Here is a 12,526-nt window from a genome sequence, read left to right as displayed (position 1 = left end):
TGTGGCAGTAATGTCATGGCATTCACTGAACTTATTATTTTATTGAAATATATGATTTTTTTATCTTTCTGTTGACCGGCGTATTTCTCTGCTTTTAATTCAAATTTATTGAATATCTTCATCACGGTTATCCGGCTGTGTTGCTGCGGCAAAGCGCGTAATGTAGCGGCATAGCACAATTTGAACTAAGGATCCCTCTATGAACACCTCTCGTATGCCGGCACTGTTTCTTGGCCACGGTAGCCCGATGAACGTGCTGGAAGACAACCGTTACACCCGGGCATGGCGTGCGTTGGGTGAGTCATTGCCGCGCCCGAAGGCGATCGTGGCGGTTTCCGCGCATTGGTATACCCGCGGCACTGCGGTCACCGCGATGGAAAAACCCAAAACCATTCACGACTTTGGCGGGTTCCCGCAGGCGCTGTTTGATACCCGTTATCCGGCGCCAGGCTCTCCCGCACTGGCCGCGCAGCTGCAGCACATTCTGGCGCCGGTGCCGGTAACGGCGGATCTCGGCGAGTGGGGGTTGGATCACGGCACCTGGGGCGTATTGATCAAGATGTATCCCAATGCCGATATCCCGGTGGTGCAGCTCAGCGTCGACGGCACGCAGCCGGCGGCTTACCACTATGAGCTGGGCCGCAAACTCGCGGCGCTGCGGGATGAGGGCGTGATGATCGTCGCCAGCGGCAACGTGGTGCACAACCTGCGCATGGTGAAATGGCAGGGCGACACCAGCGCCTACCCATGGGCGGAATCGTTCAATAACTTTGTCCGGGATAACCTGCGTTATCGGGGCGATAATCACCCGCTGGTGGATTTCATGCGCCATGAGGGCGCGGCGTTGTCGAATCCGACGCCGGAACACTATCTGCCGTTGCTGTATGTGCTTGGCGGTTGGGATGGAAAAGAGACCATCAGCGTGCCGATCGACGGTATCGAAATGGGGGCGCTGAGCATGCTGTCGGTACAGGTGGGGTAAAGAAAGAACGCCAGTCAGAGACTGGCGTTTTTGCTTTCAGCGGGGCGATCAGCCGAGAATAGTGTGCGGATAGAAGCGCGACAGATCCTGCGTGATCAGTTCGCGATCTTCGCGCAGGCCGATGCCGCAGGGTTGATCGTTCACCAGCCAGCTGCCGATCAGCGTGTAGCTGTCTTCGAACTTCGGCAGCGGATGGAACTGCTGCACGATCATGCCTTCTTCACCGTACGGCCCATCGACGCGCGCCACTTCCTGACCGTTTTCGACGATCTGGATATTGGCGCCTTCCCGCGAGAACAGCGGTTTGGTGACGTAATGATCCATCGGCGGATGATCGTCTTGCGCGAAATAAGCCGGCAGCAGGTTAGGGTGGTTCGGGAACATTTCCCACAGCAGCGGCAGCAGCGCCTTGTTGGAGATGATGCTCTTCCAGGCCGGCTCCAGCCAACGCACGCCAGCGTCTTCCAGCTTGGTGGAGAACATCTCGCGCAGCATGAATTCCCACGGGTAGAGCTTGAACAGGTTACCGATCACCTGATCCTGCAGATCGGTGAACTGGCCTTTCTCGCCAAGGCCAATCTCTTCCATGAACAGGAATTCGGTCGGCAGACCGGCTTCCTGCGCGCAGTCCTGCAGATATTGCACCGTGCCGCGATCTTCTTCGCTGTCCTGGCAGCACGCCAGGTGCAGCAGGCCGAAGCCGTGGTGCGCTTTCAGCTCGCCGAAACGCTCGATCAGCTTCTCCTGCAGGCTGTTGTACTGATCCGATTGCGGATCCAGCTTGCCGGCATTGATCTGGTCTTCCAGCCACAGCCACTGGAAGAAGGCCGCTTCATACAGCGAGGTCGGCGTATCGGCGTTGTTCTCCAGCAGCTTCGGCGGATTGACGCCGTCGTAGGCCAGATCGAGACGCGAATACAGCGACGGCTGGTTGGTGCGCCAGGAACTGCGCACGAACTCCCAAGTGTGTTTCGGGATGCAGAACTTGGCCATCAGCTCGTCGCTGGCGACCACTTTCTCCACCACCAGCAGGCACATCTGATGCAGCTCGGCGGTGGCGTTTTCGATCTCTTCAATCTGCGCCAGCGTGAACTGGTAATAGGCGTCTTCACACCAGTACGGCTCGCCGTACATGGTGTGGAAACGGAAGCCGAACTCGGTCGCTTTTTCACGCCAGTCCGGGCGCTCGGTAATAGCAATACGTTTCATGCATCAACCGCCCATGCTGCGAGAGCCGGAGTTGGAAGTGGCGCTGCTGCGCTGCATGCTGGTCTGCTTGGCCACGGTCTCGCCGAAACCACCGCGGGTCACGGTATTGGTGACCGCAGGCTTCGGCGCCATGGCGGTTTTCGGCACCGTCATGGTGCGGCCGCCGGCGGTGGCCGGGCCGTAGCTCTTGCCGCTGGCGTCGACAAACTTGCCGTTCGCCGGGCTGGCGGCGTTCTTGGAGGTGAACAGCGGCTGCTGCGCGAAGCCGGAACCGCCCATCAGGCGGCCCATCATATAGCCCGCCATCAGCGGCATCCAGAAGCTGCCGCTGCTTTGTGATTCCGCCGCCATGCCGGCCTGTGCCGGAGCCTGGGTACACTGCGCTTCGCCGAACTCGGCGACGCAGTCTTCGCGAGTGGCGTATTTCGGCGCGGTTTTCGCGGCTTCTTTCAGGGCATTGTTGTAGGCGGTGGTGCACTGTTCGCTCATCGAAGGATTGGCGCGCGAACAGTCATCGGCATTCTGATACAGGGAGACCGTTTCATCGCTCTTCTCGCAGCCGGCCAGCATAAAGACGGCGCTGATCGCCAAAGCCACGGGCGCGACACGGTAGCTGCGCCAGGATTTGCGGAACGTCTCTTGGTTGATGTTTTTTGTCCGTTTCATCGTTATCAATCCCATCATGCGGGCTGTTTTCGCCCTTTCCCAGTAGTGGCGCTAAGGATAGGGGAAACATGGTCAAAATTAAAGCTGAAACGCCCGCAGAATCGACTCTTTACGCAGTTATACGTTGGGGTGTGCGCCAGTTCGCTTTCGCGGCGAAAAAACGCGCGTTGGCGTTTCATCATGAAACGTTGTCGCTATGATGATGTTCCATAATGGAACAAAAATCGCGTGGCTCGCCAGGCGGGCGGCAGGCGCTCATAGTCGAAGCACAACAACAAGCCGGCGGCGAAGTCGGCGCGTCATCACCTGATATCTGAACGTACCATCGCCAACTCCCTACAAGGATCCGGTTATGTTGAGAATCATCCAGTCACCAGGCAAATACATTCAGGGCGTCAATGCGCTGGCCGCCGTCGGCGAATACGCCAAATCCCTCGCCGACCATTATTTCGTGATCGCCGACGACTTCGTGATGCAGCTGGCGGGCGACACCCTGATGGGCAGCCTGCGGCAGCACGGCGTGAAACATCATGCGGCCCGCTTCAACGGCGAGTGCTGCCGTAAAGAGATAGACCGGCTTGGCTGCGAGCTGCAGACCCACGGCTGCCGCGGGGTGATCGGCGTCGGCGGCGGCAAAACGCTCGACACCGCCAAGGCCGTCGCCCACTACCAACGGCTGCCGGTGGTGCTCATTCCCACCATCGCCTCCACCGATGCGCCGACCAGCGCGCTGTCGGTTATCTACACCGAACAGGGCGAATTCGCCGAATACCTGATCTACCCGCGCAACCCGGACATGGTGGTGATGGACAGCGCCATCATCGCCAACGCGCCGGTGCGCCTGCTGGTGGCCGGCATGGGCGACGCGCTCTCCACCTATTTCGAAGCGCAGGCCTGTTTCGACGCCCAGGCCACCAGCATGGCCGGCGGCAAATCGACGCTGGCGGCGCTCAGTCTGGCGCGGTTGTGCTACGACACGCTGCTGGCCGAAGGGGTGAAGGCCAAGCTGGCGGTCGAGGCCGGCGTGGTGACGGAAGCGGTGGAACGCATCATTGAGGCCAATACGTATCTGAGCGGCATCGGCTTCGAGAGCAGCGGGCTGGCGGCGGCACACGCCATTCACAACGGTTTCACCGTGCTGGAGGAGTGTCACCACCTGTATCACGGCGAGAAAGTGGCGTTCGGCACCCTGGCGCAACTGATGCTGCAGAACAGCCCGATGGCGCAGATTGAAACCGTGCTGGCGTTTTGTCATGACATCGGCCTGCCGATCACGTTGGCGCAGATGGGCGTCACCGGCGATGTGGCGGCGAAGATGATGGCGGTGGCCGAGGCCAGCTGCGCCGCGGGTGAAACCATTCACAACATGCCGTTCAAGGTCACCCCTGCGGGCGTGCAGGCGGCGATCCTGACGGCGGATAGGCTGGGCGCCGCCTGGTTGCAGCGTCATTGATACCGTTGGGGCGCGGTGCGCCGCGCCCCTGTTCTTACAGAGGAAACCATCGTGAAAAAACTGATTAATCAGGTCGAGTCGGTGTTGGAAGAGCAGTTGCAGGGGCTGGCGGAGGCCCATCCCGAGCTGCTGGTGCACGCGGATCCGGTGTTCGTGACCCGCGCCGACGCGCCGGTGGCGGGCAAGGTGGCGATCTTGTCCGGCGGCGGCAGCGGCCATGAGCCGATGCACTGCGGCTTCGTCGGTGAAGGGATGCTCGACGGCGCCTGTCCGGGCGAGATTTTCACCTCGCCGACGCCGGATAAAATGTACGAGTGCGGTCAGGCGATCGACGGCGGCGCCGGGGTGCTGCTGCTGATCAAGAACTACACCGGCGACGTGCTCAACTTCGAAACCGCCACCGAGCTGCTGCACGACAGCGGCGTCGCGGTGGCGACGGTGCTGGTGGATGACGACGTGGCGGTCAAAGACAGCCTGTTTACCGCCGGGCGGCGCGGGGTGGCCAACACCGTGCTGATGGAGAAACTGCTGGGCGCCGCCGCGGCGCGCGGCGACGATCTGGACAGCGTGGTGACGCTGGGGCATCGCATCAACAACCACGGGCATTCAATCGGCATCGCACTGGGCGCCTGTACCGTGCCGGCCGCCGGCAAGCCGTCGTTCACCCTGGCGGAGAACGAAATGGAGTTCGGCGTCGGCATTCACGGCGAGCCAGGCATTGCGCGCCGCCCGTTCACCACGCTCAACGCGGCGGTGGACGACATGTTCCATACGTTGATCGACCACGGCCACTATCAACGCGCGATCCGCGTCTGGGATCGTCAGCAGGGCGAGTGGCGCGACGAAATGCAGACCAAGCAGCCGCTGACGCGCGGCGATCGGGTGATCGCGCTGGTCAACAATCTGGGCGCCACGCCATTGTCTGAGTTGTATGGCGTGTACCATCGGCTGGCGGAGCGCTGCGCCGAGGCGGGCATCATCATTGAACGCAACCTGGTGGGTTCTTATTGCACCTCGCTGGATATGCAGGGGGTGTCCATCACGTTGTTGAACGTGGACGACGAGCTGTTGTCCTTGTGGGATGCGCCGGTGAAAACGCCTGCGCTGCGTTGGGGTTGCTGAGGAGGAATCATGGCGTTGACCAAACAACAGGTTGTCGATTGGCTGATGCGTTGCGGCGAGGTGTTCAGCCGGGAGCGCGATTTTCTGACCCAGCTGGACACCGAGATCGGCGATGCCGACCACGGTTTGAACATGAATCGCGGTTTCAACAAGGTGGTGGAAAAGCTGCCGTCGGTGGCGGACAAGGATATCGGCTTTATCCTGAAAAACACCGGCATGACGCTGCTGTCGAGCGTGGGTGGCGCCAGCGGTCCGCTGTTCGGCACCTTCTTCATCCGCGCGGCGCAGGCGGCGAACGCCAAGCAGAGCCTGGATCTGGCGGAGCTGCATCAGGTGATGCAGGAAGGGGTGGAAGGCGTGGTGATGCGCGGCAAGGCGGAGCCGGGCGACAAGACCATGTGCGACGTCTGGTGGCCGGTGGTGGAAAGCCTCGGTCAGTCCGCGCAGCAGAACCTGAGCGTGGCGGAGGCGCTGCAGCGCGCCGCCGACAGCGCCGAGCGGGCGGTGGAGAGCACCATCACCATGCAGGCGCGCAAAGGGCGGGCCAGTTACCTGGGCGAGCGCAGCATCGGCCACCAGGATCCCGGCGCCACTTCGGTGATGTTGATGATGAAAACGCTGGCCGAGGTCGCCGGCAGTTAGCAGGAGGCGAGATGATTAATATCGTGGTGGTTTCGCACAGCGCGTTGCTGGCGCGCGGCGTTGAGCAGTTGGCGCGGCAGATGATGCGCGGCGACGGCTGCAAACTGGCGCTGGCGGCGGGCGTGGATGACGAGCAGCATCCGATCGGCACCGACGCGGTCAAAGTGATGGAGGCGATCGAAGCGGTCGCCGACGGCGACGGCGTTCTGGTGCTGATGGATCTGGGCAGCGCGCTGCTCAGTGCCGAAACCGCGCTCGATCTGCTGGATCCGGATCTGGCCGCCAAAGTGCGGCTGTGTGCGGCGCCGCTGGTTGAAGGCACGCTGGCGGCGGTGGTGGCCGCCAACTCCGGCGCCTCGCTGGAGCAGGTGGTGGCGGAGGCGCAGGGGGCGCTGCAGGCCAAACAGGCACAGCTGGGCGAGGCTTCACCGACGGCGAAAAGCGTGGCCTTGCCGCTGGCGCAGGGCAAAAGCGCAACCTGGACGGTGCAGAACCCGCATGGGCTGCATGCGCGCCCGGCGGCGCGGCTGGTCGAGACGCTGGCGCCGTTCAAGGCCGAGCTGGTGCTGGAGAAGCAGGGGCAGTGCGTCGATCCGCGCAGCCTCAATCAGCTGGCGCTGCTGCAGGTGCGTCACGGCGACACCGTTCGCCTGATCGCCGACGGCGCGCAGGCGGACGAGGCGCTGGCGGCGTTCAAAGCGCTGGCGGAACAACATTTTGGCGAGACGGTCTCCGAGCGGCAGCAGCCTTCGCTGCACGGTATCCCGGTGGCGGAAAGCGTCACCAGCGGGCCGGTGTTTCAGGCCCACAGCTTCTGGCCGCCAACCGCCGATCGGCGTATCGGCGCGGACGAGGTTCTGGGCGAACAGCAACGCCTGCGGGAGGCGTTACAGCACACGCTGAGCGATCTGAACCGGCTGGCGGAACGCACCGGCACGCTGATCGGCAAGCCGCAGGCGGCGATCTTCGGCGCCCACAGCATGCTGCTGGACGATCCGGATCTGCAGCAGGCGGCTTACACCTGCATCGCGCAACAGCTGTGCAGCGCCGAGCAGGCCTGGCGGCAGGTGCTGGAGGCGATCGCCGAAGAGTACCGCGAGCTGGATGACGACTACATGCGGGCGCGCGAATTGGACGTGCGCGACATGCTGCGCCGCACGCTGTGCCATCTGCAGAGGCTGCCGCTGCCGGTTATTGCGCTCGCAGAACCGTCAATATTGGTGATGGACGAACTGATGCCTTCGGAGGTGGTGATGCTCGACAGGCGGCTGGTGCTCGGCATCTGTCTGAGCGGCGGCAATGCCCTGTCGCACAGCGCCATTCTGGCGAAGGCGATGGGCATTCCGATGGTGGTCGGCATGCAGGATTGCCTGAGCAAAACCCGCAGCGGGCAGAAGGCGATGCTGGACGCCGCGCGCGGGGTATTACAGCTCAGCCACTAAGCGCGCAGCTTGAACTGGCGGATGTCGATCCCGTGCTGTTTGATCTTCCGCCACAGCGTGGTGCGGCCGATGCCCAGCAGCTGCGCCATCTCCGTCACCTGGCCGCGGCTGACGGTCGCCGCGCGCAGGATCGCCTGGCGTTCCATGTCCGTCAGCGTCAACAGCGGCGCGCCGGGCTGCGGATCGCTTTCCAGCAGCGACGGCTGGCCGAGCAGGTGCGCCGGCAGATCCGCCAACTGGATGTGGTGGCCGTGGCAAATCATCGCCGCGCGCTCCACCACCCCTTTCAGTTCCAAATCGTTGCCCGGCCACAGATAAAGCGCCAACTGGGCCATTACCTCGTCATCCACCCGGAAGCGACACTGAAAATGCTGCTCCAGCGTGCGCAGATGGTGTTTGACCAGCAGCGGAATATCGCTCAGCCGCTGGCGCAGCGGCGGGATCTGGATCTCGAACGCCTGCAGGCTGTAAAACAGCTGGCGGCGGAAGCGGTTTTGCTGCACCAGCAGCGGCAGGTCGGCGGCGCTGCCGGCGATGACTCGGACATCGACCGGGATCACCCGGCTGGAATTGAGGCGGATCACCACGCCGGTTTTCAGCACCTGCAGCAGCGCCGACTGCATCTCCGCCGGCAGGTATTCGATCTGTTCGAGATACAGCGTGCCGCCGTTGGCCAATTCGAATTTGCTGAGCTGGCCCGCCTCTTCTTCGCTGGCGTCGCTGCCCAACAGTTCACGCAGCCCCTGCGCCTGCGGCAGCAGCTGGCAGTTGAGGGCGATATACGGCCCGGCGGCGCGTTCGCCGGCGTTGTGGATAGCCTGGCTGAGTAGCTCTTTGCCAACCCCTTCCTCTCCGCGCAGCAGGATCGGATGCTGGCCCTTGGCCGCCTGCTGGCCGTAACGGATCAGCCGCCGCATTTCCAGCGAGGCGGAGGGCATTTGCTCGAAGCTGTGGCTGACACGCCCCAACTGGCTGCTGACGTACTGGCGCAGCCGCTCGAGCGGGTGCAGCAGGGCGATGAAACTGCAGCGATCGCCGTCGAAAATCGGCTTTAGCGTCAGCAAAGCGGCAATAAACTGCCGCTGGCTTTCGAAGGTGACTTCGACGTGTTGCAGCGGCTGCCGGTCGGCGATGGCGCGCTTGAGCAGGGCGGGCAGCGTCAACAGCTGCGCCAGCGGTTTGCCCTGGCTCTGCTGTTCGTCCAGCTTCAGCAGACCGGCGGCGCGCTGGTTGATGTATTGCAGGTAGCCGCGGTGATCCCAGGCCATGACGCCGTCGTCCACGCCGTCCAGCAGGCCGTAAAGTTGATTCAGATGGCGGTTGGATTCCGCCAGCAGGCCGTCGGCGTTCAGCGAGTTGCCGATTTCGCGGGCGATGGCCAGCGTCAGCGACAGATCGCCGGCGGCACAGTCGGCCAGCAGGCAGCCCAGCGCGATCGAGCCGCGCTGGCGGCCGCTGTTGTCGTAGACCGGCGTCGCGCAGAATGACCAACCGTGCAGCGCCCGGCGCACGTGCTCTTCACCGCTCACTCGTACCGGGTGGCCTTCCGCCGCCGCCAGCGCCGGAGCATTGGTGCCGATCTGCCCCTCGGCCCAGTAGGCGCCGGGGGCGAACCCCAATTGCTGCAAAAGCTCCCAGGTTGGGGCGTCGCCGCAGCGCCACAGCATGCAGCCGCTCTCGTCGAAGATCATCAACAGACAGCGACGCGGCTCCATGTATTCGCAGGCGTCTTCCAGCGCCGCCTGACCGAGCGTCAGCAGATCGTTCTTGCGGCGGCAAATCGATTCGAAGGTGGCGCCCTGAGCGCGGTGCGGTGCTTGCCAGACATCGGGTTGCATCAGGCTGCGGCAGCGCAGCCAGGAGGCGTACACCGCCGGCGTCGGGCGCAGCGGCGGCGGCAATTCGCCGTCGTTAATCAGACGCTGCCAGCGTGAATCGTTGTCCATCGAACCTCATCCAGACTGCGAAAACGAGAGTGATGATGATACCACCTGACGCGGCGGCGGCTGTGAGGCGGCGGGCAGAAGCGGGGAAAATCGGGACAAAAAAAACGGGGCGCGGCGCAGGCCGGACCCCGTGTTTGTCAGCGTGCGCGCATCAGTTGCGGAATGGGTTGCCGCTGTTGCGAGCCGGTTGGCTGGTGGTAACGGCCGGCGCGGATGCGCGAGTGGCCGCCGGTGCCGGCGCCGCAGTTTGTTGCATCGGCGCATTGTCCTGATAGCCGTCCGCATAGGCGTCCTGCGCGCGATTCTGCGGTGCGACGGCGTCAGGCGCGGTCGATACCGGTTTGCCCAACGCGCCGTTCAACAGCAACAGATCGTTCTGGTTCAGCGTGCCGAGCGCCGACTTGATGTTCAGTTGGTTGATCAGATAGGTATAACGCGCGTCGGACAGCTGACGTTTGGCGTTATACAGCGTGGTGGTGGCGTCCAGCACGTCGACGATGGTGCGGGTACCGACCTGATAACCGGCTTCCATCGCGTCCAGGGAGCTTTGCGCGGAGATCACCGCCTGTTTGTAGGCGTTGATGCTGCTGATCGAAGCGTTAACGTTGTTGAACGACGAACGCACGGTCTGCACCACGCTGCGGTGTGAGCTTTCCAACTGCTCGCTGGCGCCGACGAAGCCGTACTGCGCTTGTTTCACCTGCGAATTGGTCGCGCCGCCGCTGTACAGCGGCAGGTTGAAGCTCAGACCCACTTTGTTTTCACCGAGGTCTGCGTCGCGCGTGGTGTTGCGTGAGCCGCCGTAATTGTTGTTGGAGATCGCCGTGGAGGCGCTGAAGTCCACTGTCGGCATATAGCCGGTCTGCGCGGCGCGGATCTGTTCGCGCGCCAGATCCTGGCTCAGGCGGGCGGACAGCAGGCTCAGGTTGCGCGCTTCCGCTTCTTTCAGCAGGTTGTTCACCGCTTCCGGGCGCTGGGTGCTGAAGCGATCGGTGTTCAGCGAGGCCAGCTCGGGGTAGAAGGTGCCGGTGACCTGACGCAGCGTTTCCAGCGCGTTGTCCAGATCGTTGCGGGCGGAGACTTCCGCCGCCAGCACGGTGTCGTAGTTCGAGCGGGCGTTCTGCACGTCGGTGATCGCCACCAGACCCACGTTGAAACGCTGGGTGGTTTGATCCAGCGTGCGGTACACCGCGTCTTTCTGCGCCTGGGTATAGGACAGCGTATCGATCGCTTTCAGCACGTTGAAGTAAGCGGTCGCCGTGTTGAGAATAAGCTGTTGCTCAGCGGTCTGGAAGGTGACGTCGGAGATGCCGGCGGTCTTTTCCTGCAGCGTCAGTTGGCGCCATTTCGACATGTCGAAGATGGTTTGCGTCAGCGCCAGCGAGCCGCTTGTGCTATCGCTATGGGTGTCGCGGCTGTCTCGATACCCGCTGGTGTAGTTGTAACCGGCGGTCAGGCCGAGCTGCGGCAGCAACGGGCTGCGCGCTTCGTTGATCTTTTCGAATGCGGCGTCGCGGTCAGCTGCACTTTTGCGCAGATCCGGGTTACTTTCCCTGGCCTGTTTGTAGACCTGCAGCAGGTTCTCTGCCTGGCTCATTGCACTGAAGCCGCCCAGGCTCAGTCCGATAAGAAGGGGGAGCAGTTTCTTCATTTGCATTCCTTGTTGTGCAGCAATATTGCTATGTTAGCGCTGACGATAGACGAAATAGTTGCCGATTCTAGCAGAGTCTGAGGTACGCATCAGGTGGCTGAATGTGCCATCTCACGTAACTTTTACCTTTCAGACCGCCCATTTACCTTGGCGTACTGCCCGGGTCGACTGCAGCTGATATTATGGCTGACAATCCGGATTGTTTCCCGCTATTACCTGCGAGCGCACAAACGTGCCGCATCCGGCGGCGAAAAACAGCCTAACATAAAGCCGCGGCGGAGAGTCCCGCTGTTTCTGTCATCAAAACCGTTTATTTTATCGGCATACTCAAGCAGGAGAATTCGCGCATGAACCGTTCGCAGCCGTCGCCCGTTACTTTCGATAAAAAAGATGTAGAAATTATTGCACGCGAGACGCTGTACCGTGGTTTTTTTTCACTCAATTTATACCGGTTTCGCCACCGGTTGTTCAATGGTGAAATGAGCCCTGAAATCACGCGTGAAATTTTCGAACGCGGCCATGCGGCGGTGCTGCTGCCCTACGATCCGGTGCGCGACGAGGTTGTGCTGATTGAACAACTGCGCATCGCCGCGGTCGATACCAGTAATTCGCCCTGGCTGCTGGAAATGGTGGCGGGTATGATCGAAACCGGTGAAAGCGTCGAGGACGTATGCCGCCGCGAAGCGCAGGAAGAGGCCGGCGTGGTGGTCGGGCGCTGCAAACCGGTGCTGAGCTACCTGGCCAGCCCCGGCGGCACCAGCGAACGTTTGTCGATCATGGTCGGCGAAGTGGACGCCGGCACCGCCGAGGGCATCCACGGCCTGGCGGAAGAACATGAAGATATCCGCGTCCATGTGGTCAGCCGCGAACAGGCTTACCGCTGGGTTGAGGAAGGCGCGATCGATAACGCCGCATCAGTGATTGCATTGCAATGGCTGGCGTTGCACCATGAATCGTTGAGAAAAGAGTGGGCCAACTAATGAAACAGCGCTATACCCCTGATTTCCCCGAAATGATGAGATTGTGCGAAACCAACTTCGCGCAATTGCGCCGCTTGCTGCCGCGCAACGACGAAGCGGGCGAAACGGTGACTTATCAGGTGAACGGCGCCGGCTATCGTTTGACCATCGTTGAGTCCACGCGTTACACGTCGCTGGTGGAGATCGAGCAGATCTTTCCGGCGGTCAGCTACTGGAGCCTGCCCGCGATGACGGTGCGGTTGTACCATGACGCCATGGTTGCGGAAGTGTGTTCCAGTCAGCAGATCTACCGCTTTAAAGCGCGTTATGATTATCCTAATAAAAAGTTGCATCAACGCGACGAAAAGCATCAAATTAACCAGTTTCTTGCTGATTGGCTGCGCTACTGTTTGGCGCATGGAGCGATGGCGGTTCCGGTTTGTTAGACAGACTG

At 61.9% G+C, this 12,526-nt stretch carries 11 protein-coding genes; 7 read left to right on the top strand and 4 right to left on the bottom strand.

Translation table 11 applies throughout. The features are described from left to right. Positions 1-199 precede the first annotated feature (199 nt). The gene (ygiD, locus tag ACP39K_RS21755) at positions 200-982 is read left to right on the top strand and encodes a 4,5-DOPA-extradiol-dioxygenase (RefSeq protein ID WP_028127592.1); all 783 of its coding nucleotides are present in this window, start codon (positions 200-202) and stop codon (positions 980-982) included. 48 nt (positions 983-1,030) lie between these two features. Here the strand turns inward: ygiD and ACP39K_RS21750 are convergent, their stop codons facing one another. After that, complete coding sequence (locus tag ACP39K_RS21750; protein WP_330765206.1) at positions 1,031-2,191, bottom strand: glutathionylspermidine synthase family protein; 1,161 nt, start codon at positions 2,189-2,191, stop codon at positions 1,031-1,033. A gap of 3 nt (positions 2,192-2,194) precedes the next feature. Then, positions 2,195-2,857, bottom strand: a complete 663-nt coding sequence (locus tag ACP39K_RS21745; protein ID WP_004937226.1) for a DUF1190 family protein — start codon at positions 2,855-2,857, stop codon at positions 2,195-2,197. Between the two features lie 352 nt (positions 2,858-3,209). On the opposite strand from ACP39K_RS21745, the gene ACP39K_RS21740 reads away from it, so the two are divergent. Genes ACP39K_RS21740 through dhaM form a run of 4 tightly spaced genes read left to right on the top strand, consistent with a single transcriptional unit; the run spans position 3,210 to position 7,516 of the window. Further along, positions 3,210-4,310 carry a glycerol dehydrogenase gene (locus tag ACP39K_RS21740; RefSeq protein WP_060445076.1) on the top strand — a complete coding sequence of 367 codons (1,101 nt, stop codon included), beginning with the start codon at positions 3,210-3,212 and terminating at the stop codon, positions 4,308-4,310. 51 nt (positions 4,311-4,361) lie between these two features. Further along, on the top strand, positions 4,362-5,432 hold the full coding sequence (gene dhaK / locus ACP39K_RS21735; RefSeq protein ID WP_015379086.1) for a dihydroxyacetone kinase subunit DhaK: 1,071 nt from the start codon (positions 4,362-4,364) through the stop codon (positions 5,430-5,432). 9 nt (positions 5,433-5,441) lie between these two features. After that, complete coding sequence (dhaL, locus tag ACP39K_RS21730) at positions 5,442-6,074, top strand: dihydroxyacetone kinase subunit DhaL (protein WP_048325502.1); 633 nt, start codon at positions 5,442-5,444, stop codon at positions 6,072-6,074. A gap of 11 nt (positions 6,075-6,085) precedes the next feature. Continuing rightward, complete coding sequence (gene dhaM, locus ACP39K_RS21725; protein ID WP_033639365.1) at positions 6,086-7,516, top strand: dihydroxyacetone kinase phosphoryl donor subunit DhaM; 1,431 nt, start codon at positions 6,086-6,088, stop codon at positions 7,514-7,516. Here the strand turns inward: dhaM and dhaR are convergent. After that, on the bottom strand, positions 7,513-9,462 hold the full coding sequence (gene dhaR, locus ACP39K_RS21720; protein ID WP_033639366.1) for a dihydroxyacetone kinase operon transcriptional regulator DhaR: 1,950 nt from the start codon (positions 9,460-9,462) through the stop codon (positions 7,513-7,515). The two genes, dhaM and dhaR, sit on opposite strands and share 4 nt — an antisense overlap. Before the next feature lie 151 nt (positions 9,463-9,613). Beyond that, complete coding sequence (gene hasF, locus ACP39K_RS21715; protein ID WP_016930142.1) at positions 9,614-11,113, bottom strand: multidrug efflux transporter outer membrane subunit HasF; 1,500 nt, start codon at positions 11,111-11,113, stop codon at positions 9,614-9,616. 347 nt (positions 11,114-11,460) lie between these two features. On the opposite strand from hasF, the gene nudF reads away from it, so the two are divergent. After that, positions 11,461-12,093 (top strand): ADP-ribose diphosphatase, encoded by a 633-nt coding sequence (gene nudF, locus ACP39K_RS21710; RefSeq protein WP_004937242.1) that lies wholly within the window; start codon positions 11,461-11,463, stop codon positions 12,091-12,093. Beyond that, positions 12,093-12,518: a DUF1249 family protein gene (locus tag ACP39K_RS21705; RefSeq protein WP_004937244.1), complete on the top strand. Its 426-nt coding sequence runs from the start codon at positions 12,093-12,095 to the stop codon at positions 12,516-12,518. The genes nudF and ACP39K_RS21705 overlap by 1 nt, the downstream gene beginning before the upstream one ends. Positions 12,519-12,526 lie beyond the last annotated feature (8 nt).

The sequence above is a fragment of the Serratia sp. EC4 genome (assembly GCF_059652115.1).
Note: the sequence above shows the minus strand (reverse complement) of the source record. Positions and strands in the feature narration are given on the sequence as shown.

Excerpts from the sequence above, each read along its gene's own strand:
- ygiD (WP_028127592.1), top strand. The coding sequence starts at position 200 with ATGAACACCTCTCGTATGCCGGCACTGTTTCTTGGCCACGGTAGCCCG.
- ACP39K_RS21750 (WP_330765206.1), bottom strand. The coding sequence starts at position 2,191 with ATGAAACGTATTGCTATTACCGAGCGCCCGGACTGGCGTGAAAAAGCG.
- ACP39K_RS21745 (WP_004937226.1), bottom strand. The coding sequence starts at position 2,857 with ATGAAACGGACAAAAAACATCAACCAAGAGACGTTCCGCAAATCCTGG.
- ACP39K_RS21740 (WP_060445076.1), top strand. The coding sequence starts at position 3,210 with ATGTTGAGAATCATCCAGTCACCAGGCAAATACATTCAGGGCGTCAAT.
- dhaL (WP_048325502.1), top strand. The coding sequence starts at position 5,442 with ATGGCGTTGACCAAACAACAGGTTGTCGATTGGCTGATGCGTTGCGGC.
- dhaM (WP_033639365.1), top strand. The coding sequence starts at position 6,086 with ATGATTAATATCGTGGTGGTTTCGCACAGCGCGTTGCTGGCGCGCGGC.
- dhaR (WP_033639366.1), bottom strand. The coding sequence starts at position 9,462 with ATGGACAACGATTCACGCTGGCAGCGTCTGATTAACGACGGCGAATTG.
- hasF (WP_016930142.1), bottom strand. The coding sequence starts at position 11,113 with ATGAAGAAACTGCTCCCCCTTCTTATCGGACTGAGCCTGGGCGGCTTC.
- nudF (WP_004937242.1), top strand. The coding sequence starts at position 11,461 with ATGAACCGTTCGCAGCCGTCGCCCGTTACTTTCGATAAAAAAGATGTA.
- ACP39K_RS21705 (WP_004937244.1), top strand. The coding sequence starts at position 12,093 with ATGAAACAGCGCTATACCCCTGATTTCCCCGAAATGATGAGATTGTGC.